This is a genomic window from Corallococcus interemptor (assembly GCF_003668875.1).
In the GTDB taxonomy this organism is placed as follows: domain Bacteria; phylum Myxococcota; class Myxococcia; order Myxococcales; family Myxococcaceae; genus Corallococcus; species Corallococcus interemptor.
The window spans coordinates 33,246-55,059 of sequence record NZ_RAWM01000035.1 but is presented as its reverse complement, the minus strand read 5'-3'; the positions used below and the strand labels follow the sequence as shown (position 1 = coordinate 55,059).

The 21,814-nt window shown below is 70.0% G+C and carries 23 protein-coding genes; 16 read left to right on the top strand and 7 right to left on the bottom strand.

Annotation, left to right across the window (positions count from 1 at the left end):
- Positions 1-6: 6 nt before the first annotated feature.
- From D7X96_RS15690 to D7X96_RS15680, 3 genes are all read right to left on the bottom strand, one after another.
- The gene (locus D7X96_RS15690) at positions 7-390 is read right to left on the bottom strand and encodes a HesB/IscA family protein (RefSeq protein WP_120548004.1); all 384 of its coding nucleotides are present in this window, start codon (positions 388-390) and stop codon (positions 7-9) included.
- Between the two features lie 45 nt (positions 391-435).
- A complete protein-coding gene (gene iscU / locus D7X96_RS15685) occupies positions 436-828 on the bottom strand; it encodes a Fe-S cluster assembly scaffold IscU (RefSeq protein WP_120548003.1) in 393 nt (130 codons plus the stop codon).
- 120 nt (positions 829-948) lie between these two features.
- Positions 949-2,310 (bottom strand): IscS subfamily cysteine desulfurase, encoded by a 1,362-nt coding sequence (locus D7X96_RS15680; protein WP_244219594.1) that lies wholly within the window; start codon positions 2,308-2,310, stop codon positions 949-951.
- 367 nt (positions 2,311-2,677) lie between these two features.
- On the opposite strand from D7X96_RS15680, the gene D7X96_RS15675 reads away from it, so the two are divergent.
- Genes D7X96_RS15675 through D7X96_RS39555 form a run of 4 tightly spaced genes read left to right on the top strand, consistent with a single transcriptional unit; the run spans position 2,678 to position 7,449 of the window.
- Positions 2,678-4,279 carry an SPFH domain-containing protein gene (locus D7X96_RS15675; RefSeq protein ID WP_121770084.1) on the top strand — a complete coding sequence of 534 codons (1,602 nt, stop codon included), beginning with the start codon at positions 2,678-2,680 and terminating at the stop codon, positions 4,277-4,279.
- 60 nt (positions 4,280-4,339) lie between these two features.
- The gene (locus tag D7X96_RS15670; RefSeq protein WP_121770083.1) at positions 4,340-5,764 is read left to right on the top strand and encodes a protein-disulfide reductase DsbD family protein; all 1,425 of its coding nucleotides are present in this window, start codon (positions 4,340-4,342) and stop codon (positions 5,762-5,764) included.
- 19 nt (positions 5,765-5,783) lie between these two features.
- The gene (locus tag D7X96_RS15665; RefSeq protein ID WP_121722694.1) at positions 5,784-6,905 is read left to right on the top strand and encodes an AAA family ATPase; all 1,122 of its coding nucleotides are present in this window, start codon (positions 5,784-5,786) and stop codon (positions 6,903-6,905) included.
- A complete protein-coding gene (locus D7X96_RS39555; RefSeq protein WP_147468313.1) occupies positions 6,898-7,449 on the top strand; it encodes a hypothetical protein in 552 nt (183 codons plus the stop codon). The genes D7X96_RS15665 and D7X96_RS39555 overlap by 8 nt, the downstream gene beginning before the upstream one ends.
- 18 nt (positions 7,450-7,467) lie before the next feature.
- Here the strand turns inward: D7X96_RS39555 and D7X96_RS15655 are convergent, their stop codons facing one another.
- Complete coding sequence (locus tag D7X96_RS15655; protein ID WP_121770082.1) at positions 7,468-8,058, bottom strand: tRNA-uridine aminocarboxypropyltransferase; 591 nt, start codon at positions 8,056-8,058, stop codon at positions 7,468-7,470.
- Positions 8,055-8,606, bottom strand: a complete 552-nt coding sequence (locus D7X96_RS15650; RefSeq protein WP_014395291.1) for a hypothetical protein — start codon at positions 8,604-8,606, stop codon at positions 8,055-8,057. The genes D7X96_RS15655 and D7X96_RS15650 overlap by 4 nt, the downstream gene beginning before the upstream one ends.
- A 437-nt stretch (positions 8,607-9,043) precedes the next feature.
- Here D7X96_RS15650 and D7X96_RS15645 point away from each other — a divergent pair, with 437 nt between their 5' ends.
- The 8 genes from D7X96_RS15645 to D7X96_RS15610 all read left to right on the top strand — a co-directional run bounded on the left by D7X96_RS15645 (position 9,044) and on the right by D7X96_RS15610 (position 15,601).
- Positions 9,044-9,625: an RNA polymerase sigma factor gene (locus tag D7X96_RS15645; RefSeq protein ID WP_120547998.1), complete on the top strand. Its 582-nt coding sequence runs from the start codon at positions 9,044-9,046 to the stop codon at positions 9,623-9,625.
- Positions 9,622-10,101 (top strand): anti-sigma factor family protein, encoded by a 480-nt coding sequence (locus D7X96_RS15640; protein ID WP_120547997.1) that lies wholly within the window; start codon positions 9,622-9,624, stop codon positions 10,099-10,101. Before D7X96_RS15645 ends, D7X96_RS15640 begins: the two co-directional genes overlap by 4 nt.
- Before the next feature lie 149 nt (positions 10,102-10,250).
- Positions 10,251-11,117, top strand: coding sequence for a tetratricopeptide repeat protein (locus tag D7X96_RS15635; RefSeq protein ID WP_120547996.1), 867 nt, complete (start codon positions 10,251-10,253; stop codon positions 11,115-11,117).
- Positions 11,118-11,219: 102 nt separating this feature from the next.
- On the top strand, positions 11,220-11,438 hold the full coding sequence (locus D7X96_RS15630) for a hypothetical protein (RefSeq protein WP_120547995.1): 219 nt from the start codon (positions 11,220-11,222) through the stop codon (positions 11,436-11,438).
- 288 nt (positions 11,439-11,726) lie between these two features.
- Positions 11,727-13,076, top strand: a complete 1,350-nt coding sequence (locus tag D7X96_RS15625; protein ID WP_120547994.1) for a M24 family metallopeptidase — start codon at positions 11,727-11,729, stop codon at positions 13,074-13,076.
- Between the two features lie 22 nt (positions 13,077-13,098).
- Complete coding sequence (locus tag D7X96_RS15620) at positions 13,099-13,941, top strand: hypothetical protein (protein ID WP_121770081.1); 843 nt, start codon at positions 13,099-13,101, stop codon at positions 13,939-13,941.
- 11 nt (positions 13,942-13,952) lie between these two features.
- On the top strand, positions 13,953-14,972 hold the full coding sequence (locus D7X96_RS15615; RefSeq protein WP_147468312.1) for a hypothetical protein: 1,020 nt from the start codon (positions 13,953-13,955) through the stop codon (positions 14,970-14,972).
- Between the two features lie 2 nt (positions 14,973-14,974).
- Positions 14,975-15,601: a hypothetical protein gene (locus D7X96_RS15610; protein ID WP_121770079.1), complete on the top strand. Its 627-nt coding sequence runs from the start codon at positions 14,975-14,977 to the stop codon at positions 15,599-15,601.
- 41 nt (positions 15,602-15,642) lie between these two features.
- Here the strand turns inward: D7X96_RS15610 and rtcR are convergent, their stop codons facing one another.
- Positions 15,643-17,274, bottom strand: a complete 1,632-nt coding sequence (gene rtcR, locus D7X96_RS15605; RefSeq protein ID WP_120547990.1) for an RNA repair transcriptional activator RtcR — start codon at positions 17,272-17,274, stop codon at positions 15,643-15,645.
- Between the two features lie 147 nt (positions 17,275-17,421).
- On the opposite strand from rtcR, the gene D7X96_RS15600 reads away from it, so the two are divergent.
- From D7X96_RS15600 to D7X96_RS15585, 4 genes are all read left to right on the top strand, one after another.
- Positions 17,422-18,657, top strand: coding sequence for an RtcB family protein (locus D7X96_RS15600; protein WP_120547989.1), 1,236 nt, complete (start codon positions 17,422-17,424; stop codon positions 18,655-18,657).
- Between the two features lie 186 nt (positions 18,658-18,843).
- On the top strand, positions 18,844-19,860 hold the full coding sequence (gene rtcA, locus D7X96_RS15595) for an RNA 3'-terminal phosphate cyclase (RefSeq protein WP_120548031.1): 1,017 nt from the start codon (positions 18,844-18,846) through the stop codon (positions 19,858-19,860).
- 123 nt (positions 19,861-19,983) lie between these two features.
- A complete protein-coding gene (locus D7X96_RS15590; RefSeq protein WP_120547988.1) occupies positions 19,984-20,841 on the top strand; it encodes an Fpg/Nei family DNA glycosylase in 858 nt (285 codons plus the stop codon).
- A gap of 6 nt (positions 20,842-20,847) precedes the next feature.
- Entirely contained in the window at positions 20,848-21,105 is a 258-nt protein-coding gene (locus D7X96_RS15585; RefSeq protein WP_199746896.1) for a hypothetical protein, read from the top strand.
- Between the two features lie 8 nt (positions 21,106-21,113).
- Here the strand turns inward: D7X96_RS15585 and D7X96_RS15580 are convergent, their stop codons facing one another.
- Positions 21,114-21,773, bottom strand: coding sequence for a hypothetical protein (locus tag D7X96_RS15580; protein ID WP_121770078.1), 660 nt, complete (start codon positions 21,771-21,773; stop codon positions 21,114-21,116).
- Positions 21,774-21,814: the final 41 nt, after the last annotated feature.

Here is a 21,814-nt window from a genome sequence, read left to right as displayed (position 1 = left end):
GAAGGCTCAGACGGAGAAGCTCTCTCCGCAGCCGCACGCGGCCTTGACGTTGGGGTTGTTCAGCTTGAAGCCGGACGCCATCAGCGTCTGCTCGAACACCAGCTCCGTGCCGATGAGGTACAGGTAGCTCTTCGGATCCACGAAGACGCGGACGCCGTCGCGCTCGAACACCTTGTCGCGCTCGCGGGACTTCTCCGACCACTCCATGGAGTACTGGAGGCCGGAGCACCCGCCGCCCTTCACGGCGATGCGCAGGCCGGCCTCCGGCGTCTGGCGTTCCGCCAGGAGCTGCTTGAGGCGCGCCACCGCGCTGTCCGCCAGGCCAATGCCCTTGGGGGCCGGCTTGGGGGGCGTCTGAGGGGCCTGGGTCGTCTGGGCCTGCTCGTTCATGGGGTCGTCCTCAATCCGTAGAAGGGAGAAGTGCCGCGCGGGGCCTTACGACTGGCGCGACGCGCGCTTCTTCTTGAAGTCCTCGATGGCCGCCTTGATGGCGTCCTCGGCCAGCACGGAGCAGTGGATCTTCACCGGGGGCAGCGCCAGCTCCCGGGCCACGTCCTTGTTGGAGATGGTCATGGCCTGGTCCACCGTCTTGCCCTTCACCCACTCGGTGACGAGCGAGCTGGACGCGATGGCGGAGCCGCAGCCGAAGGTCTTGAAGCGCGCGTCCTCAATCACGCCCGAGTCGCTGATCTTCAGCTGGAGGCGCATCACGTCGCCGCAGGCGGGGGCGCCCACGAGGCCCGTGCCGACGTTCGGGTCGTTCTTGTCGAGCGTCCCCACGTTGCGGGGGTTCTCGTAGTGCTCGATGACCTTCTCGCTGTAAGCCATGCGTCTAACGCTCCTTCATCCACCAACGCTTGAACTGATGCGCCATCCGGGCAACCGATGCGCGGCCGGGCGGGCGGGGGCTGCCATGCCCGGCGGGAAGTCTTGAGGGGAGGGGAGCGCCTAGTGGGCGGTCCACTCGATGCTCTTGAGGTCGATGCCTTCCTTGGCCATCTCGTACAGGGGGCTCATGTCTCGCAACTTGCGGACTTTGTCCACCACGAGGCGGATGACGAAGTCGACCTCCTCCTCCGTGTTGAAGCGGCCCAGGCCGAAGCGGATGGAGCTGTGCGCCATGTCCTCTTCGACGCCCAGGGCGCGCAGCACGTAGGAGGGCTCCAGCGACGCGGACGTGCACGCGGAGCCGGAGGACACCGCGACGTCCTTGATGGACATCATCAGGGCCTCGCCCTCCACGTAGGAGAAGGAGATGTTGAGGCTGCCCGGCATGCGGTGCTCCAGGCTGCCGTTCACCGTCACCATGTCCAGCTGCTCCATGATGCCGGTGCGCAGCCGCTCGCGCAGTCGGAACAGGCGCGCGGACTCCTCCGGCAGGTCCTGCTTCGCCACCTCCGCCGCCGCGCCGAAGCCGACGATGGACGCCACGTTCAGGGTGCCGCTGCGCATGCCGCGCTCGTGGCCGCCGCCATCCACCATGGGCGCGATGCGCACGCGCGGCTTGCGGCGCACGTAGAGCGCGCCCACGCCCTTGGGGCCGTACATCTTGTGCGCGCTGATGGAGGCCAGGTCGACGTTCATCTTCTCCACGTCGAAGGGCACCTTGCCCACGCCCTGCACCGCGTCGCAGTGGAACAGGACGCCGCGCTCACGGCACAGCTTGCCAATCTCCGCCACCGGCTGGACCACGCCGATTTCGTTGTTGGCGAACATGATGGAGACGAGCACCGTCTTGGGCGTCATCGCCGCGGCCAGCTTCTCCAGGCTCACGCGGCCGTCGCGCTCCACGTCCAGGTAGGTGACGCGCGCGCCACCCGTGGGCATCTCCGCCCACTTCTTGTACGTGTCGTCCGCGTCCAGGTTGAGCTTCGCCGCCAGCTCGGGGACCTCTTCCGGCGTGACGTCGCGCCCGGCCAGCTGGCCCAGGCGCAGGAGCTTGAGCTCGTCCAGGCGCTCCTGGCGCACGCGCTCCAGGCGCTTGCAGGTGTCCAGGACGGCCTTGTGCTCCGTCTTCAGGGTGATGATGTGGTCGCCCTTGGACTTGTAGAACTCGATGACGCCCTTGATGGCCAGGTTGTCGGACTCGGTGGCGCCGGAGGTGAAGACGATCTCCTTCTCCGACGCGCCAATGAGGTCCGCCACCTGCCGGCGCGCCTTCTCCACCGCGGCCTCGGCCTTCCAGCCGAATGCATGATTGCGGCTGGCCGCGTTGCCGAAGTCCTCGCGGAGGTAGGGCAACATCGCCTCCAGCACCCGCGGGTCCAGCGGGGTGGTCGCGTGGTTGTCCATGTAGATGGGCAGGCTCAGCATGAAGTCCTCAGGAAGAAGTGATGCAGGAGGGTGGAACGCCCCTCCGCTCCCCGGCGACGCGGTGGGTCCGCGCGCAGCGGCAGGGTCTACATGGGCCCACACGAATGTGGACCGGACTGGTCAATTATAAAATCGCCCCCCCTCGGGTCAAGGGAACATGGGGGACGATGCCGGTGTCTTCGACGCGCCAGGTCGTGGTGCGCCGGCCTGAATCAACGCTCCTCCAGAGTGGAGCACTCCGGCCGCGCCGGGTTGGAGCGGGGTGATCCGAAACGGTGCTTCGCGCGCCCATAAGTGCCCGTTTCGTGGCCCGCGGGGGCATGGCCGGGCGCCTGCACTGGAGCCCACGCGGAGGGTGCCAAGCATGAGCGCCAACGCGAAGTCGCAGGCCCGGAGCAACGCCCAGGACACGCAGGACGCAGCGGGACGGCCAGCGCTGATCCGCCTGGAGGGAGGGCTGGACCGCTCCCGCTACGCCGACGGCTGGCGGGCGGGCAAGCCCGCGGAGGACCCGGAGAAGGTGAAGAAGTGGGGCCTGATCACCGCGCGGCCCAGCGAGTTCCTCATCCACATGCGCCGGGGGCGCGTGCGCGAGGTGAGCGGCCAGGGGGCGAGCTGCTTCAAGCTGCCGGGAGACTCGGTGGCCATCGTGCCCACCAGCATCCAGCGGCTCCAGTTCACCGCGGATCAGGTCACCAGTGAGAAGGTGGGCGTGGCCGTGACGGGCCTGGCGGTGTACCGCATCGCGGATCCGCTGGTGGCCTTCCGGATGCTCAACTTCAGCTACCCGGAGCGCGCGCAGGAGAAGCTGGCGGAACTCTTGGGGGAGATGTTCGTGGGCGCGGCGCGCCGGCTGGTGGCGAACCTCACCGTGGAGGAGTGCCTCACCCGCCGCAAGGAGGGCATCGCGGCGGAGCTGATGCGGGAGATCGCCCCCGTCCTTTCCGGGGCGGGCCGGCTGGAGGACCGCACGGACACGGGCTGGGGCGTGCTGCTGGACACGATTGAGATTCAGGACGTGCGCGTCCTGTCCTCCACCGTGTTCGAGAACATGCAGGCCCGCTTCCGCCGCGAGCAGGAGCGTCAGGCGCGTGAGGCGGAGCTGGCCAAGGAGCGCTTCGTCCGGCGCGAGGAGACGGAGGCCGAGCGCGTGCTCAACCTCCAGAGGCTCGCCGCGCGCGAGGAGGTCCGCCAGCGCACGCAGGCCACGGAGGAGCAGGCGCAGATGGAGCAGCTCGCGCAGGAGGCGCGGCTGGCCCAGGCGAAGATGGAGCAGGCGCGTCAGCAGCAGCAGGAGCGCACCGCCGTGGAGCGCGAGGTGGCGCTCGCGAAGCTGACCGCGCAGGAGGAGGTGCGCACCCGCACGGAGTCGCTGAAGGAGCAGGCCCGCCTGGAGGCACTGGCCACGGACGCGCGCCTGGAGGAGGCGCGGCTCACGAGTGAACGTCAGCTCGCGTACAACCGCGCGCAGGGCGAGCTGGAGCAGCTGCGCTGGGAGCAGGAGGCGGAGGCCGCCAAGGCGCAGGTGGAGCTGGAGCGGCTGCGCCGCCAGCAGGAGGCGGAGGCCGCGCGCCACGACATCCAGCTCGCCGAGGCCCGGCAGGAGGCCGAGCATCTGTCCGCCCGGCTCCAGGTGCTGCTGGCGGAGCAGTCAATCGCGGAGGCGGAGGCCGGCATCGCGGAGCTGGAGCTGCGGCGCACCCGCGCGCTCCAGGGGCTGGAGATGGACCGCGCGAAGACGCTGCGCGACATCGAGAACTCGGTGAGCCCGGAGGTCATCCAGCTGACGTTGGCGAAGCAGCTGCCGCAGGTGGCCGCGGCCTTCCAGCAGCAGATGGGCGAGGTGCACGTGACGGCGGTGGATGGAGCGAACCCCTTTGGCTACATCGCCGCCGCCGTGGAGGGCGTGATGGGGCTGGCGCGCTCCGCGGGCCTGAAGGTGCCTGCCTCCCCGGCGCAGCAGTAGCCGCGTCCACTGCCTCCGCGTATAGAAGGGGCCTCGGACACGCGGAGGCGGAAGGCACGCATGGACACGAAGAAGCTGACGCTGGCGGCGGTGGTGGCGGGAGTGGCGGTGGCGGTGGTGCCGTGGCTGCTTCCCACGGGCCCGAGCGCCGGGCTGGACGCGGCCCGGTTCCTGGAGTCCGGCAACCTCGCCTGGGGCGCGCTGGTGGTGTTCGCCGGCGGCCTGCTCACCGCGATGACGCCGTGCGTGTACCCGCTCATCCCCATCACCGTGTCGGTGTTCGGCGCGCGCAAGGCGGAGGCGCGGGGCCGCTCGCTGGCGCTGACGACGTCGTACATCGTGGGCATGGGCGTGGTGTTCAGCGCGCTGGGCATCCTGGCGGCGAAGACGGGCCAGGCCTTCGGCTCCATGCTGGGCAGCCCCGTGGTGGTCATCGGCCTGGCGGTGTTCCTGCTGGCGCTGGCCTCGTCCATGTTCGGCGCGTTCGAGCTGGCGCTGCCGTCGTCCATCCAGACGAAGCTCAGCAAGGTGGGCGGCACGGGCATCGCCGGTGCGTTCGTGATGGGCAGCGTGTCCGGCTTCCTGGCGGCGCCGTGCACGGGGCCGGTGCTCACGGGCCTGCTGGCCTTCGTGGCGAAGTCCGCCAACACGACCCTGGGCGCGACGCTGCTGTTCATCTACGCGCTGGGCATCGGCGTGCCGTTCTTCCTCATCGGCGTGTTCACCGTGCGCCTGCCGCGCGGCGGCGTGTGGATGGAGTGGGTGAAGAGCGTGCTGGGCATCATGCTGGTGGCGCTCGCGTTCTCGTACCTGAAGGACGCCTTCCCCTGGGCGCGCGACACCGTGAAGGCGCTGGGCGCCCAGGTGGGCCAGGTGCCCGGCGCGGTGCTGGCCGCGGTGCTGGTGATGGTGGGCGTGCTCGTGGGAGCGGTGCACCGCTCGTTCAAGGAGGGCGCGCGCGACTTCGCGTTCAAGGCGTTCGGCGTCGCGCTGGTGGTGGGCGCGCTGGTGGTGCGCGGCGGCGCGCTGGACGCGCGGCCCGTGGGTGAGCTGTGGGTGCGCATGGGCCTCCAGGAGCACCCCGTGGCCCCGTCCTGGCAGTGGCACCACGTGATGCCGGCGAAGACGGCCACGTTCGACGCGAGCCAGTTCGAGCAGGTGCTCGCGGCGGCGAAGAAGGAGGGCCGCCCGGTGCTCATCGACTTCTTCGCGGACTGGTGCGCGGCCTGCAAGGAGCTGGACCGGCTGACGTACCCGTCCTCGGAGGTCATCTCCCAGGCGACTGACAGCCGCTTCCTCACCATCAAGATCGACGCGACCAACAGCGAGGACCGCCTGGACGCGCTGATGGAGCAGCTGGGCGTGGAGGGCCTGCCCACGGTGGCCTTCGTGAACCCGGACGGCACCGTGCTGACCAAGCCGCGCGTGACGGGCTTCCTGGAGCCCGTGCCCTTCGCGGCGGAGATGCGCAAGGCCCTCCAGTAGGGTGTGGTAGGAGGCAGGAATGCTTGAGCGGCTCTACGTCGACAACTACCGATGCTTCGTCAACTTCGAGTGGAAACCCGGCCAGCTAGCATTGCTGCTGGGCGAGAACGGCTCGGGCAAGACGTCCATCCTCGACGTGTTGTGGAGTGTGCGGACGCTGGTTGTGCGAGACCGCGAGGTCCGTAGATGCTTCCCACACGATTCCCGGACCCGGTGGGAATCCAGGCTGAACCAGCGCGTAGAACTGGATGTGCGGCTGGGCCAGGATCTCTACAAGTACCGCTTGCAGGTGGACCACGATGAGGAGGAGCCATCGAACACCCGGGTCGGGGTCGAGTCTCTTCATTGCAACGACACGCCACTTCTGGAGTTTGGCAACGGGCTCCTCACGATACGTGGAGGTAAGGGGACTAAGGACGTCACCTTCAGTGCTCGCACGAGCAGTTCGGGGCTGAGCGCGCTCGGGCCAGGTGCCAAGAAGCTCGCGGCGTTCAAGCGTTGGCTTGACGAGGACGTCTGGTACTTCCGGCCAGATCCACGCCATATGTCAGGCCGCACGGACGCGCAACGCGACATGCTTGAGGAGAGCCTTCACAATCTCGCGTCGTGGTACCCGCCGCTCATCACGCATGAATTGGATGATGCCGTGCGCATCCAAGCTGCGCTTCGTGAGGTCATCCCCGGGTTTGAAGCACTGGCGGTGGACAAGTTACGGCCTCAGCTCCAAGTCCGATTCTCCGCAGGCAAGGGGGCACCCTACTCGGTGGACTTCGTTGATCTGTCAGACGGCCAGCGCGCTCTCATCGCGCTCTACATACTGCGCCATACCGTGATCAAACCGGGGCGCCTGATCATCTTCGATGAGCCTGACAACTACGTCGCCCTTCGGGAGATTCAGCCCTGGTTGCGTGACGTGTCCGATGCGGCCTCAGAAGAAGGCGGACCCCAGGTCTTCTTCGTGAGCCATCATCCCGAGTTCCTCAATCAGCTGGCTCCCTCTGATGGGACACGGTTCTTCCGCCAGGGGGGAGGGCCTTCGCGAATCGAGCCCTTCCACGGGCTTCCTGGTCTGAATCCAGCGGAAGTTGTCGCGCGCGGTTGGGAGGACGCCACGGAGCCGATGGAGCCGCCGCATGAGTAGCCGTGGGGTCAAGTACGTCATCCTCTGCGAGGATAAACAGGCAAGAACCTTCATTGAACGAGCGCTGAAGTCTCGAGGCGTAGGGGCTCGAGATATCCGCACGGTGCCATTACCCTCCACCATAGGAGGCGGCGCAGGCGAGCACTATGTGCGCCAGCGTGCGCCTGAACAGATCAAGGTGCATCGGACTGCTCATGTGAACGCGGCGTTGATCATCCACGTCGATGCGGATCCCGCCAACTCGGTCCAATATCGCTGGCAGCAACTCGACGCGGCGCTCAAGGAGCAGCGGCAAGCGCCCGTAACGGATAACGAGCGCATCGCGCGCCTCGTCCCCAAGCGGAACATCGAGACGTGGATCCGGTTTTACCTGAACGGCCCGCCGGTGGATGAAGTTCAGGCGTACCCGAAGTACACAGGGACCGAGAGTGCCTGCTGGCCTGCCGCGGAAGCCTTCGCGCAGGATGCTGCGGGCAACGTCCAACCCCCGCAAGCACCCGGTTCCCTCCTGTTGGGGCTCGACGAGTTCCGCCGCGTGTTGTAGCAGCCGAGCCACCGCTCCCTAGAGGTAGTTCTCCCAGCCCAGCCGGCCGCGGCTCGCGAGCACGCGCTCAATCATCAGCTCGTGCAGCGTGAGCAGCGGCTTCGCGAGCGCTTCGCCCTCCAGCCGCGCGAGCGCGCCGGCCATGGCCTCCAGCGTGGACATCCCGTCCGGGTGCGGCGGCTTGCGCAGCCGTCGCGTGTCCGGCGCGGGCGGTGGCAGCCTCAACCCCGGCAGCCGGCGCAGGGCGGGGACGCGCTGCACCATGCGCCGCGCCTGCGCCCAGCTTCCGTCGATGATGACCAGCCGCTTCGGGGGAGGCCCATCGGCCTCCGGCGCGTCCGGGAACAGGAGCCACGTGTCCGGCGTGTCCAGCACCGACGCGTCGAAGGGGGCTCCGGGCGCGCCATAGGAGACGATGCTGCAGCGGGGCAGGGCCAGCGCAGCGATGCGCGCCGTGTTGGTGCTCTTCTGCGACTCCTTGTTGTGCCGGATGATCAGCAGCTCGGTGCGCGTGGGGATGACGGGCACCTCCGCGCACAGGCACAGGGCCGTGGGCAGGTAGCACCGCTCACAACGGCCCGACAGGTCCTCCGGGGTGCTGGACCTCATTTCGCCGCGGTGCGGTAGCGCTCCATCAGGGCTCGCGCTTCCCGCAGCTTCTCCTCGACGAAGCGGTCGTCCGCGTCCGGCTCGTATTCAGCGTCCGGCGGATCCAGCTGGAAGAGGGCGGACAGGCTCGCGGGGGCGACCTCCAGCCACTCGGACGTGCGGGTGAGCGCGGCCTGCCGGCGCCCAGCGAAGGTCTCCGGCCCGTCCTCCGGGCCGCACCGGCAGATGCGCGCGGAGTCCCCGGACACGTCCACGTAGAGGCCCAGGACCTCCGCGTCCACCTCCGCGGCCAGCGCGCAGGTGGCCTCGCTGACGTAGGCGGCCATGGCCTGCGCCGCGCTGCGCTCCGTCAGCGAACGCACCAGGTACACCTGCCACCCGGCCTCCGTCAGCGCCCCGGCCTCGCTCAGCGGGGCCAGCTCCGCGGGCGGTGCCTGGATGCGCGACAGGAGCCGGCGCACCGGCACCTCCAGGCGCTCGAGCCGGGCGTTCGACGCGGGGCAGAAGAAGACCACGCGGTACTCTCGGCTGTCGGCGGCGGTTTCCATGGGCATACGGCGGTGACCCAAGAGGACCAAAGGACTCCCCAGGCACGCAAGGGGGGAGTTGCACCGGAACGCGCTTCCCAGGCCCCCCGGGAGCCGTCCCCCGGCCCCGGAACGCGACCCGGAGGGGCCATGCGGCCGCGAAAAGCCTCCGGCCAGCGCCCGCCGCTGGGGCATGCTGGGCGCCCTTTTTCCCGGCCTTTTTCGGAAAGGCCGGGCGGGCCCACCCCACCCGGAGGCAGGACACACCCACGGAGAGGAATTGAATCGGGGAGTGCCTGGATGTCTGTCTATTCCATGCAAGGAATTGGCGTCGGCTTGAAGTGTTCCAGCCGCACTGGCCGCCGTGACGCGGAGTGAAGCGCGACAGGTTTTGTCGCATCCGTAAGAGAAAAAGAATCCGACCCTCTGCGTTTTCTGGAGGGAAGGGAGGCGGTCTCATGGTGCCAGGGAGGGAGGAGCCGCCAGTCCGGGAGGGCTCTGGAGGGGAGTTCGCCGCGTTCGCGATCCGCCATCAGCCGGTGCTGGTGGCCATCGCGCGCAACGTCTGTGGCAAGAGTGCCAGTGATTGCGACGACCTGGTGCAGGACGTGCTCTTGCGCGCGCTCCTGCAATGGGAGCGGCTCAAGCGTTGGCCGGAGCCCGCGCGGCGCGCGTGGCTGGTGCGCGTGCTGCACAACCGTTTCCTGGACCAGTGCCGCCGCCAGGGCGCGGAGACGGACCGCCGGGTGGACCTGCACAACGTCCACATGCTCTTCGAGGACCCGGAGGCCGCGCCGGAGCCCGAGCAGTGGGAGTACGTCACGGAGGACGAGCTGCGTCAGGCGGTGGCCCGCCTGAATGAAAAGCTGCGCCAGGCGTTCGAGCTGCACGCGCGGGGCCTGCGCCACGCGGAGATCGCCCGGCGGATGAACACCCCCAGCGCGGGAACGGTGGGCACGTGGCTCTTCCACGCCCGCCGCCGCCTCAAGGCCATGCTCCACGACACCGCGGAACGCCGCCGCCAGGAGAGGGAACGATGAGCACCGCGTGTGAGTGTGAGGACCTCCAGCCCTTCCTGGACGGAAGCCTGTCCGCCGAGGACCAGCGCCGCATCCGCGCCCACCTGGCCCACTGTGACGTCTGCGCCCGGCGCTTCCACGACCTGCTGCAGCTGGAGATGCTGGCGCGGCTGGCGCTGGAGGACGCGGCGGAGAGCGAGCGCTGGGTGTCCGCCCGCCAGGCCCGCGACACCGTGCCCGGGGCCGACTGGGACGACGTGCCGGAGCACTGGAAGGAGGACGTGCTCGAGGCCCAGGTGCCCCCACCGCCGGAGCGCGAGGGTCGCGCCTGGCACCAAGGCGCCCGCCGCTTCCGCCGCCGCTGCCCGGGGTGCGCCAACTGCTGCCCCTGGTTCGCGAAGACGGAGTCCGTGGAGGCCGTCAGCGTGCCGCGCCTCCCGTGCCCGCGCTCCAGCCGCTCCGGCGGAACGCTGCTGCGTCCGCGCACGCGCCGCTGAACCGCGTGGGTTCCGGCCGCCTGCTCCTCCCTGGGGGGCAGGCGGGGAAGCGGGTGCCGGACGCTGGGAGCGGAATCCACCAAGGATTGCCTCCGCTCGCGTTTCGCAAGGGACGGGAGGCGGCCTCGCGACTCGGGCCCTGATACTCGATGGATTCCTGGTGCAAGAAGCTCTACCGGTTCCTGGATGGGGAACTGGAGTCGGGGGACGAGGAGCACTTCCGGCTCCACCTGGCCCTCTGCCGTGCGTGCGCCAGCGGGCTGCATGATGCCATGCAGCTGGAGATGCTCAGCGTCCAGGCCCTGTGTGGCGCCGTGGCCCACAACGACGCGCCACCTCCGCCATCCTCCGTCGCCGTGCGCCGGCCGCTGTCGCGCTTGCCGCGCTTCTCCCTGCCCTCGGGCCGGTGGCGCCCTGCGCTGGGGGCGGTGCTGGCCATGGGGCTGGGGGCGCTCGCCGCGCTCACGACCGGGGACGGCTTCCGGCCGGGCAACGCGTGGCGGGCGGAGGCCTCCGCGCGCGAGCTGGAGGCGCGCATCGCGTACCCGGCCGCGGACCGCTACCTGCCCTACGTCCCCGTGCGGACGGGGCCGGGAGAGGGGACGGCGCTGACGTCCGAAGCGCCCGTGCCCCTGCGGACCCTGGCGGCGCTGGAGGAGCGCGGGGACCTGCATGGCATCGCGGCGGCGTACCTCGTGCGCGGTGAGCTGCGTCAGGCCGCGGACTTCCTGTCGCGCAGCGCCCCGTCGCTGGACCGGGACAGCGACCGGGCCGTGGTGGCCATGGCGGCGGGCGACCTCCCGAGGGCGCTGGAGCTGTGCGAAGGCGTGCTGCGTCAGGCACCGGACCATCCCCAGGCCCTGTGGAACCGGGCCCTGGTGCTCCGGGCCCTGGGGCGCTCGCTCCAGGCGGCGGAGGCCTTCGAGGCCGTGGCCCGCCGGGGGGAGCCGGGGTGGAGCGAAGAGGCCGGAATCCGGGCACTTGCGCTGAGGCAGGGGAGTCACTTCTTGAAATGATTAGCCGCGACCCAAGGATTTTATGGGTCGGCGTCTAATTATCGAGGCGCGGCGTGGCGGCGGCGTGAGGGACGGCAAAGGCACCGCACCCGGGGGGAAGCGATGTTCCGCATCGATGCGTGGAGCCAGGGGGACGGCGCGCTTTGGGCGCCCGGCTCCAACGGGGGCTCGGGCGTGCGGCCGCAGGACGAGGCCCGGGAGCCCAGGGGATACCGGGTCGACGAGGAAGAGGGGGATGGGGAAGAGGCCTCCCGGAAGGAAGGGGAGGAGTCGCTCTTCGACTTTGAGGACAGCGACCTGGATTGGGTCGCCAGCTACTGAGGTAACGGCGCGCGCGGTTGGGTGTCCGCGCTCCACGCGGCCTTCGGGGGAGGGCCGCCGCTTCCAGAGGATTCGTCAGCCGAGAGGCGGGCGGGTTCCAGGTGTCCCGGACCGGGGGGGACGAGGACCCGGAAGCGAGTAGGAGCAAGGCCACCCGAGCGGGTGAGCGGTTGGGAATGCGCCCCAGGCCCTCCGTTCCCGGACCCCATGGGTCCGGGATCGGGGGGCTTCGGTTTTTTTCGGGCGCGCTACGCTGCCGGGCCTTCTTCCCGACCTGGAGTACCCGACATGAACCGTTGGCGTGGAGTCCTTCTGCCGGCCCTGAGCCTGGGCTGCCTGGTGGCGTGTGCCACCGCGCCCGTGCGCGACACCGCTGCTCCGGTGTCCTCTCCCGTTCCGCCGCCGTCCCAGGAGCAGGCCCTGCGCGAGGGCTGGCTGAAGGAGCGGCACGGGCTGCTGCTGGACATGATGCGCCGCCACGGCGTGGGCATGTGGGTCGTGGTCAACGAGGAGTTCCACGATGATCCGCTGACGGCCTGGGTCGCGCCGCCCATGCCCTATGTGGGCAACCGGGACGTGTTCGTCTTCGTGGACGCGGGTGACGCGGGGCTCCAGAAGGTGGCGCTGACGGGCTACGCCACGGAGGCCGTGACGCGCTTCTTCACCTCGCCTCCGGTGGAGCGCAAGCAGGCGGAGGCGCTGGCGGACCTGGACGCGCGCTACCACCCGCGCACCATCGCGCTGGCCATGGACGGGCGGCGCGGCGTGACGCGCAGCCTCACGCATGACAGCTACAAGTGGCTGGTGGAGGCGCTGGGCCCGACGGCGGAGGCGCGCTTCGTGAGCGCGGCGCCGCTCATCGAGGAGTACCTGGACACGCGGCTGCCCGGCGAGTTCAACGCCTACCGCGACCTGGTGGTGCTGACGGAGTCGCTGGTGAAGCGGGCGCTCTCCAACGAGGTGGTGGTGCCCGGCAAGACGACGGTGGGCGAGGTGCGCCGCTGGCTCTACGACGCGCTGTACGAAGCGCGCGTGGGCACGTGGTTCCAGCCGGACCTGCGCGTGCAGCGGCAGGGCATGAAGGACGGCTTCTCCCGGGGCTTCCTGGCGGTGGCGGACGAGGCGGTGGTCATCCAGCGCGGAGACCTGCTGCACGTGGACTTCGGCGTCTCGGCGCTGGGCATGAGCACGGACTGGCAGAAGATGGCGTACGTGCTGAAGGACGGAGAGACGGACGCGCCGGAGGGGCTCAAGCGCGCGCTGGCGAACACGCAGACGCTGCAGGACGCGCTGATGCTGCGCGCGTCGCGGCCGGGGCGCTCGTCGGCGGACGTCTACGACGCGACCATGGCGGAGATGAAGGAGAAGGGCATCGAGGCCAAGGTCTACAGCCATCCGCTGGGCGCGCAGGGCCACGCGCTGGGCGCCTCCATCGACTTCCGCGCGGCGTCGCGCTCGGAGGCGCCGCGGCTGCTGCGCAAGGGCTCGTACCTCGCCGTCGAGCTCAGCACCACCACCCCCGTGCCAGAGTGGGGCGGGCAGCCGGTGGCGGTGATGCAGGAAGATCCGGCGTACCTGACGGACGAAGGCTGGCGGTTCTTCGTGGAGCGCCAGAGCGCCTTCTATCTCATCCACTGAAGACACGAAGGGAGCGGACGTGATGCGCGTGGGCAGGCCATGGACGACGTTCGGAAGGGAGGGGCGCGCGTGGCTCCTCCTGGGACTGGGACTCACGGGGTGCAGCGCGGCCACTGGGGACGAAGCCCCCGCGAGGCAGGAGAGCCCGCTGGCCGCGGAAGCGTCGCTCCGGCCGCCGCGCGCGGTGGACAGCCTGCTCAGCCTGTTGGATCAGACGGCCTCCGTGGTGGAGGGCGAGGTCACCGACGTGCGCAGTGAGTATTCGCCGCGCACGGGCCCGTGGACGGTGGTGACGCTGGGCAACGTGCGGGCGCACCTGGGCGCGGCGCCTCGGGAGCTGCGGCTCAAGCAGGCCGGTGGGTTGCTGCCGGATGGCCGTCAGCTGGTGGTGAGCCACGTGCCGCGCTTCGTCCGGGGCGCGCGCTACGTGGTGTTCCTGCGCAACACCGGGTGGAGCCTGTCGCCGGTGCTGGACGAGCACGCCTTCCGCGTGGAGCCGGTGGGAGGCCGCGAGGTGCTGGTGGGAGCCGAGGGCGGGCTCGTGTCCGGCGTGGGCTCGGCGGGCGTGCGTCAGACGGCGCCGGTGTTCGAGACCGTGGACCTGATGGGCGCGCGTCCGGCGCTGCGCGCGGAGGCCCAGGCTCGGAGTGCTGCTCCGGAGGGCATGGAGCGCGAGGCGTTCCTCTCCCTGCTCCAGAGCCACCTGCGCGCGCGCGGGCTCACGGTGGCGGGCGCGTTCCGTGAGGAACCCGTCACCGCCGCGTCGTCGTTGTCCGTGCCGGTGACGCCCGCGGTGGGCGCGACTCCGGTGCCGGGTGCCGTTCCCCTCCAGCCCGAGCGGGACGTCCCGCCCGGCCAGCCGTGATGAGGTCCGCCATGAAGACAACGACATTCGTGGGCGCCGTCGCTGCGCTGGTGCTGGGCGGCACGGAGGCGGGCGCCGCCGCGTGGGACACGTGCAACGGGACGCCGGTGAAGTGGTACAGCGGGCCGGCCGTGTACCGGAACCGGTGCAGCATCCCGGACTCCGGCAACGTGAACGCGGCGTACTGGAACGGCCTGAGGCAGTGGGACGACCTGTCCCACATCGTCAGTGGCTACAACGTGAACGCGGCGACGGACTGCGCGTTGGACCACAGCGACGGGCAGAACGAGATTGGCCTGTGTGACCGGGCGTCCATCGACGGGAACAACGGCGTGACCTACTCCGTCGTGGGCCTGTGCTTCATCGGGAGCAACGGCATCGACGAGGCGGACGTCTGCATCGCCAGCGACCTGGACTTCACGCCGCGCATTGGAAGCGCGTTCGGCACGTCGGGCCGCAGCACGTTCGTGCACGAGGCGGGACACTTCTTCGGCTTCAAGCACGAGGGCGGGCACAGCATCCTGCGCACCTCGCCGCCGCACCTGGTGACGGGAGGCTATGAGTCCTCCACGCTGTGGCCCACGAACGCGCAGGGCATGAACACGCTGTACGGCTATTCGGTGACGAAGCCGAACCTGCTGCCGTCCGCCATGGGCGTGGTGGGGGACGTGGCGCAGACGCTGGACCCGTCTGGCACGAAGTCGGTGTGCCGGGGCACGGCGCAGAGCGTGAAGTTCTACGTGGGCAACCTGGGCAACGCGGCGGTGTCGTCGTACTCGATGCGCGTGCGCCTGAGCCCCACGGCGCCGCCGAATGGCTACTACGAGTCCACCAACGTGGTGGGCACGTTCAACCACTCGCTGGGCGCGTTCTCGGAGGGCATCTACTCGCTGGGCTTCACGGTGCCGGCGTCGCTGCCCTTCAACACGTACTACGTCTACCTGGACATGGATCCGGCGGGCGCGGTGGACGAGTTGAAGGAGAACGACAACACCACCGTCAGCGCCATGGTCCTGCGGGTGGGGTGCTGAGCATGCGGCACGGAGCCTTGGTGGTGGCGTTGCTGCTGAGCGCCTGCGCGAAGCCGAAGGAGGAGCGGGTGACGTCGCGTCAAGCGCTCACCGCGGAGCGTCCCCAGCCACGCGGCGCGGCCACGGTGCGGGCGGACGACCGGACCTATTCCGCCCCGTCCGTGCGGTTCAGCGTCGCCTTCGTGGAGCATCCCCCCGACACGATGAGGGCCGTGATGTTGAGCGCCCAGGCGGAGGACGGGAGCACCTGGCGCTTCCGCATGTCGGTGGGGGATGCGTTCTTCACGTCGAAACGCGCCACCGCGAGGCTCACTCCGATGAACGTGCTGGGCCCCGGCCTCGCGGTGGTGGATTACCAGCGGGCCGGGGAGCCCGAGATGGCGATGGACGAGGGCACCCTGGAGCTGACCGTCACCGGGAATCAGGCGAAGGGCGAGGTGCGCGAGAAGGACGGTCGCGTGCGCGCGACGTTCGAGGGACCGCTCACCTTCGAATGCATGGTGCCGCCCGCGTGGCTGAGCCACGCGAACGCACCCGTCCCGGCTTCTCCCGAAGCGGGGGAGGTCCGGGTGCTCGACGAGGCCCTGGCCACGCCGCGATGCCGTTCCATCGCGGACGCCTTCCGCTGAAGCCAGACCTCCCCGTGGGCCTGGCCGGGCCCACGGGGGCGTCACTCCGCGTCGCGGCCGCTCACGTCGGACCAGGCCAGCCCGAAGCGCGCCAGGTACTTCCGGAGCCGGTCCGCGTCGTTGACGCTCTTCTTCTGCGCACGCGACCGGGCGAACAGCGTCCGGCCCGCGTCCGACAACGAGCGCGCGGCGCGGCACACCGTCACCACGTCCGCCAGCTGCACCCGGTCGAACCGGTCCAGCTCCGCCGCACGCGTGGCTCCCATCACCTCCACCAGGACCGCTTCGTTCCCGGACGCCGCCGCCGCGCCCGCGGGCCGCCACTGCGACCGCAGCCGCTCCAGCTCTTCGTCCACCACGTCGCGCGTCATCCGCCCACCGGCCGCCAGCGTGGACATGCGCAGCACCGCCGCGTTGAGGTCCCGGAAGTTGCCGCTCCACCGGGCCTCCGGGGACGTGGCGAAGCGCAGGAAGTGCTCCTGCGCCTCCTTGCTCATCGTCACCCGTGTCCCCAGCGCCTGGGAGGCTTGATCCAGCTCGTATTGCAGGTTCGGCGCGATGTCCTCCGGACGCTCGCGCAGCGCGGGCAGCCGGAAGGTCCACAGGTTGATGCGCGCGAGCAGGTCCTCCCGGAACCGACCCTGCTCCACGTCCAGCTGCAGGTCCCGGTTCGTCCCCGCGATGAGCTGGAAGTCGCTCTCCGCCTCCTTGTCCGCGCCCACCGGCAGGAACCGCTTGTCCTCCAGCGCGCGCAGCAACATGGCCTGCTCGTCCGCGCCCAGCTCGCCAATCTCGTCCAGGAACAGCACGCCGCCGTTCGCCTGCCGCATCAACCCGGGCCTGTCTCCCACCGCGCCCGTGAACGCGCCCTTCACGTGGCCGAAGAGCGTGGACATCGCGCCGTCACCTCTCAGCGTGGCGCAGTTCAGGTCCACGAACGGCCCCGTCACCTGGTTGCGCGCCTTCTTCAACGCGTAGATGCGCTTCGCGAGCTGTGACTTGCCCGCGCCCGTGGGGCCCGTCAGCAGCAGCGGCGCTCGGGACTGCACCGCCACCTGTTCAATCCGCTCGATGATCCGATTGAACGCCGCGTTGCGCGTGTCGATGCCGGACTTGAGGAACGACAGGCCCTCGCGCTGCTGCTGCCGGAAGCGCGCCGCCAGCGTGTCGTAGTTGGACAGGTCCAGGTCGATGATGGCGTGCGTCCCCACCGCCCCGTGTTCCTTCCCCTTGCCCGGAGACGTCTGCACCAGCCGGCCCGGAATCAGCCGGCTCTCCACCAGGAGGAACATGCAGATCTGCGCGATGTGCGTGCCCGTGGTGATGTGCACCAGGTAGTCCTCTTCCTCCGGATGGAAGGACTGCGCGCGCACGTGGTCCAGGAGCGCGCCGTACGTCTCCTCCAGGTTCCACGGGTCCCGGATGGGCAGTGACGTGAGGCGCACCTCCGTCTCCGGGGACACCCGCGCGATGTCCTCCTGGATGACCGCCGCCAGCGACGTCGCGGTGGGCGGATGCAGCAGCTCCAGCCGGTGCACCAGCAGGTCCTCCTGCTGACACAGCGACACCGTGGGCCGCCACCGCGTCCAGCGCTGGGCGCCCACCCCCGTGTCCAGCGTCGTCCCGAGCATCCCGATGACGACCGTCCGCCGTGTCTTCGCCTTTTGAGCCATCAGGATAGGATTTTATCCCATGGGATAGGGAATGCCAGCCTGCCTGGGGGGCTCCCCTCGGGGACGGCGTTGGCACGCGGGCTGCTCTAGCTCCCCCACGTGACCGGGACACAGCGCCCGGGTCGAACGACCGAAAGGTGCAGAGCCATGGACCGCATGAACGCGAACTACGAGGTGCTGTCGGACGAAGCGGGCCGCCCCATCAAGGCGTGGACGGTGGGGGTGCCCTTCGAGGACGAGGCGAAGAAGCAGCTTCGCAACCTCCGGGGCCTGCCCTTCATCCACAAGTGGGTCGCCGTGATGCCGGACGTGCACCGCGGTTACGGCGCGACGGTCGGGAGCGTGGTGCCCACGGTGGGCGCGGTGGTGCCGGCGGCGGTGGGCGTGGACATCGGTTGCGGGATGATCGCCGTGCGCACGACGCTGCGCGCGGATCAGCTGCCGGACTCGCTGCGCGGGGTGCGCTCGGCCATCGAGGCGGCGGTGCCGCACGGCCGGACGGACAACGGCGGTCGTAACGACCGTGGGGCCTGGAAGGACTCGCCCGCGACGCATACCGCTGCCTGGGCCCGCCTGGCGGAGGGGTACCAGCAGATTGTCGCGAAGCACCCGCGCATCGGCCGTGGCCCGGAGCTGGCGCACCTGGGAACGCTGGGAACCGGGAACCACTTCATCGAGCTGTGCGTCGATGAGTCGGATGGCGTGTGGCTGATGCTGCACTCGGGGTCGCGCGGCGTGGGGAACCGCATCGGAAGCCACTTCATTGAACTGGCGAAGCAGGACATGGAGCGCTTCTTCATCCACCTGCCGGACGCGGACCTGGCGTACCTGCCGGAGGGAACGGAGCACTTCCACGACTACGTCTTCGCGGTGAGCTGGGCGCAGGACTTCGCGGCGATGAACCGCGAGCTCATGCTGCACTCGGCGGTGCAGGCCCTGAAGGCGAGCGGTGAGCTGCCTCCGTTCGAGCTGTCCGAGTCCGCGGTGAACTGCCACCACAACTACATCTCGCGCGAGCACCACTTCGGAAAGAACTGCTTCGTGACCCGCAAGGGCGCGGTGCGGGCGCGTGAAGGCGACATGGGAATCATCCCCGGCAGCATGGGGGCCCGTTCCTACATCGTCCGCGGGAAGGGAAACGCGGATGCCTTCCATTCGTGCAGCCACGGCGCGGGCCGGGTGATGTCGCGCGAAGCGGCGAAGAAGCGCTTCACGCTGGAGGACCACGCGAAGGCGACCGCGGGCGTCGAGTGCCGCAAGGACGTGGACGTGATTGACGAGACGCCGGCCGCGTACAAGCCCATCGACGCAGTGATGGCCGCGCAGGCGGACCTGGTGGAGGTCGTCCACACGCTCAAGCAGGTGGTGTGCGTGAAGGGATAGCCGAAGCGAAGCCCCACCCGCCGTCCATCGAGGTGCCCATGCCGGGATGAAGCCACCGAGGCGCCCGTTCCCCCGAAGAGGTCCGCGCGAGCGGCCGTTAAGGTGGGGGAGCGGGCGCCGCTATTTTTTGTAATCAGGGATGGGATGCTGCACACGTCCGCGAGCGCGCAAAGGAGCACCACGCACATGGTTCGCATCGATGGTTCACAGGGGGAGGGGGGCGGCCAGGTGCTGCGCACCGCGCTGGCGCTGTCGCTGGTGACGGGCACGCCTTTCGAGATGGTCAACGTGCGCGCCGGCCGCGCCAAGCCGGGCCTGCTGCGCCAGCACCTCACCGCGCTCAAGGCCGCGGAGGCCGTGGGCGCCGCGGAGGTGACGGGCGCGGAGCTGGGCTCCAAGCAGCTGTCCTTCCACCCGCGCGCGCTGACGGCGGGCAACTACCACTTCGCGGTGGGCACGGCGGGCAGCGCGACGCTGGTGTTCCAGACGGTGCTGCCCGCGCTGCTGCACGCGGAAGGGGCCTCCACGCTGATGCTGGAGGGCGGGACGCACAACCCGGCGGCGCCGCCGTTCGACTTCCTGGAGAAGGCGTACCTGCCGCTCTTGCGCCGCATGGGTCCGCGCGTGGACGTGACGCTGGAGCGCCCGGGCTTCTATCCGGCCGGAGGAGGCCGCTTCCGCGTGGACATCCACCCCGCGAAGCTCCAGCCGCTCCAGCTGCTGGAGCGCGGCCGGGTGCTGCGCACGGAGGCCGTGGCCCTGGTGGCGTCCATCCCCTTCGACGTGGCGAAGCGCGAGCTGGACACCGTGGCCGCCGTGCTGAAGCTGCGGCCGGATCAGCAGCGGCCCGAAGAGCTCAAGCGCGCCTTCGGCCCGGGCAACGTGCTGCGCGTCGAAGTGGAGAGCGAACACGTCACGGAGGTCTTCACCGGCTTCGGCGAGCGCGGCAAGCGCGCGGAGGTCGTGGGCGAGGAGGTCGCCGCGAAGACGAAGCGCTACCTGGACGCGGGCGTGCCCGTGGGCGAGCACCTGTGTGATCAGCTCCTGCTGCTCTGTGCCCTGGCGAAGGGGGGCCAGTTCCGCACGCTGGCGCTGGACAGCCACGCGCTCACGCAGCGGGAGACGATGGCGCACTTCCTCGACGTGAAGGTGGACGTGCGGGAGCTGGAGCGCGACGTGCACGAGGTGACGGTGCGCGCTTGACGTAAGGGGGGCCCTTGTCCGGCCGGACGCCTGGCGGTCGGACGAGGCACCCGTTCAGCGGAACTCAACCCATGGCGTTACCTCGCAGCCTTCCTACGTTGTGACCTGTAGGGGAGGCTGCCCGTGGCGGAAGTCCCTGAAGTCGAAATCATCGTGCGCGACTTGAAGCAGGCCGTCGTGGGCCGGCGCTTCGTGGGCGCCGAAGTGCTGGTGCCCGCGGCGGTGCGCTTCACCTCGCCGCCGGACTTCATCCAGAGCCTCACGGGCCGCAAGGTGCTCGCGGCCGAGCGGCGCGCGAAGTTCATGCTGCTCACGCTCGATGACGGGCAGACGCTCGCGCTGCACTTCATGCTCTGGGGCGAGCTGCAGCTCAAGCCCGTGGGCAGCGAACGGCCTCCCGAGACGCTCGTCGTCCTCACGCTGGAGGGCAACGAGGAGCTCCAGCTCACCGACACGCTGGGCTACGCGCGCGTGGCGCTGGGGCCCACTGCGCTGTTGGCCTCGCAGCTCAAGCTGGAGGAACTGGGGCCGGAGGCGCTGGATGCGGCCTTCACGCCGGAGGTGCTGGCGAAGCTGCTTCGCCGCCGGCGCAGCGCGCTCAAGACGGTGCTCCTCAACCAGCGCGTGCTCGCGGGGCTGGGCAACCGCGACGCGGACGAGAGCATGTGGGTCGCGGGCATCGACCCCCGGCGCCTGGCGTCCTCCCTGTCCCCCTCCGAAATCATCCGGCTGCATCAGGGCATCCGCGACGTGCTGGAAGAGGGCCTGCGCTTACGCGGCACGCAGCGCGACCTGTTCGGCGTGCAGGGGCAGGCGAAGCACCGGCGCAACGTCTTCGGCAAGACGGGCGCGCCCTGTCCCCGCTGCGCCACGCCCGTGTCGCATCTGCGCATCGTCGGCCGCAACACGCACTGGTGTGCGCACTGCCAGCCCGCGGACGGCGCCGCGATAGAGGCTCCAGCGCAGACGTCCCTGCTCTGAGCTGTTATGAACGGGAGCGTGTCCGACGTTCCCGCCCCCTCGCCCCTGTCCCTCGATGACGCGCTCGCGCGCGCGAGCGAGGAGCTCCAGTTCCCCAGCTACTACCAGTCCAGCGTGCGCCCGCTCCTGCGTGACCCGGAAGGGCGCTGGCCCCACTGCTGCGGCGGAGGCTGCGAGCCCTGCGCCCAGACGCTCATCCGCGTCGCGATGCGCGCGCTGGAGTTGATGGGCACGCCGCGCCAGAGCCCGCCGCCGGATTTCTAGGGTGACTTCTAGAACAGCCGCGTCCCCAGGCCCACGCGCCCGGTGAGCCCCAGCCGCGTGTGGCCCGCGCCCGCGCGCTCCTGGAACGTCTCCACGCCCACCTGTCCCGCCGCGAGCAGCGACACGTTGCCGCCCAGGTAGACCTCCACGCCCAGGCCTCCCAACGCCTGGAAGCGGCGCTGCTTGTCGCCCGTGAGCCCCAGGTCGATGGGCACGTCCACCAGGCCCAGCAAGGCCACGGTGTCCGCCACGCGGAAGCCCGCCACCATCCCCGGCAGGATGCGCACCAGCACGCCGGAGAAGTTGTCGTCGTCCATGTACGTGGAGCCGGAGTTGAGCACGAGGCCCAGGCCCAGCGTCGGCGCCAGGCTGAACGCCCCGCGCCGCACCACCTCCTTGCGGCCCACCAGCTCCAGCGACGCGCCCAGCTTGAACCAGTCGAAGCGCGCCCGCGCCTCCACCTCCAGCGCGCCCAGGCCCTGCCGGAACCCCAGCCCCACCTCCGGCGCGCCCGTATAGCCATAGAGCGCCGTCGCCCCCGCGGGCAGCATCACCGGCGCCACCACGGAGCCCAGCGGGTCCTCCTGGGAAAAGGACACTTCGGCTTCCTGGGCAGAGGCCCACGCGGGCACGACGAGAAGGGCGAGCAGCAATCCAAGGCGCGTCATGGGCGCGCACCCTAGCTTGGGATGCAGCCTGGCCAAAACCC

Bases quoted from the DNA above. Each gene is read 5' to 3' on its own strand.
- D7X96_RS15615 (WP_147468312.1), top strand. From the start codon at position 13,953: ATGAAGACAACGACATTCGTGGGCGCCGTCGCTGCGCTGGTGCTGGGC.
- iscU (WP_120548003.1), bottom strand. From the start codon at position 828: ATGGCTTACAGCGAGAAGGTCATCGAGCACTACGAGAACCCCCGCAAC.
- D7X96_RS15620 (WP_121770081.1), top strand. From the start codon at position 13,099: ATGCGCGTGGGCAGGCCATGGACGACGTTCGGAAGGGAGGGGCGCGCG.
- D7X96_RS15690 (WP_120548004.1), bottom strand. From the start codon at position 390: ATGAACGAGCAGGCCCAGACGACCCAGGCCCCTCAGACGCCCCCCAAG.
- D7X96_RS15580 (WP_121770078.1), bottom strand. From the start codon at position 21,773: ATGACGCGCCTTGGATTGCTGCTCGCCCTTCTCGTCGTGCCCGCGTGG.
- D7X96_RS15625 (WP_120547994.1), top strand. From the start codon at position 11,727: ATGAACCGTTGGCGTGGAGTCCTTCTGCCGGCCCTGAGCCTGGGCTGC.
- rtcA (WP_120548031.1), top strand. From the start codon at position 18,844: ATGGTTCGCATCGATGGTTCACAGGGGGAGGGGGGCGGCCAGGTGCTG.
- D7X96_RS15665 (WP_121722694.1), top strand. From the start codon at position 5,784: ATGCTTGAGCGGCTCTACGTCGACAACTACCGATGCTTCGTCAACTTC.
- D7X96_RS15600 (WP_120547989.1), top strand. From the start codon at position 17,422: ATGGACCGCATGAACGCGAACTACGAGGTGCTGTCGGACGAAGCGGGC.
- D7X96_RS15610 (WP_121770079.1), top strand. From the start codon at position 14,975: ATGCGGCACGGAGCCTTGGTGGTGGCGTTGCTGCTGAGCGCCTGCGCG.
- D7X96_RS39555 (WP_147468313.1), top strand. From the start codon at position 6,898: ATGAGTAGCCGTGGGGTCAAGTACGTCATCCTCTGCGAGGATAAACAG.
- D7X96_RS15635 (WP_120547996.1), top strand. From the start codon at position 10,251: ATGGATTCCTGGTGCAAGAAGCTCTACCGGTTCCTGGATGGGGAACTG.
- D7X96_RS15585 (WP_199746896.1), top strand. From the start codon at position 20,848: ATGAACGGGAGCGTGTCCGACGTTCCCGCCCCCTCGCCCCTGTCCCTC.
- D7X96_RS15645 (WP_120547998.1), top strand. From the start codon at position 9,044: ATGGTGCCAGGGAGGGAGGAGCCGCCAGTCCGGGAGGGCTCTGGAGGG.
- D7X96_RS15675 (WP_121770084.1), top strand. From the start codon at position 2,678: ATGAGCGCCAACGCGAAGTCGCAGGCCCGGAGCAACGCCCAGGACACG.
- rtcR (WP_120547990.1), bottom strand. From the start codon at position 17,274: ATGGCTCAAAAGGCGAAGACACGGCGGACGGTCGTCATCGGGATGCTC.
- D7X96_RS15650 (WP_014395291.1), bottom strand. From the start codon at position 8,606: ATGGAAACCGCCGCCGACAGCCGAGAGTACCGCGTGGTCTTCTTCTGC.
- D7X96_RS15640 (WP_120547997.1), top strand. From the start codon at position 9,622: ATGAGCACCGCGTGTGAGTGTGAGGACCTCCAGCCCTTCCTGGACGGA.
- D7X96_RS15670 (WP_121770083.1), top strand. From the start codon at position 4,340: ATGGACACGAAGAAGCTGACGCTGGCGGCGGTGGTGGCGGGAGTGGCG.
- D7X96_RS15655 (WP_121770082.1), bottom strand. From the start codon at position 8,058: ATGAGGTCCAGCACCCCGGAGGACCTGTCGGGCCGTTGTGAGCGGTGC.
- D7X96_RS15630 (WP_120547995.1), top strand. From the start codon at position 11,220: ATGTTCCGCATCGATGCGTGGAGCCAGGGGGACGGCGCGCTTTGGGCG.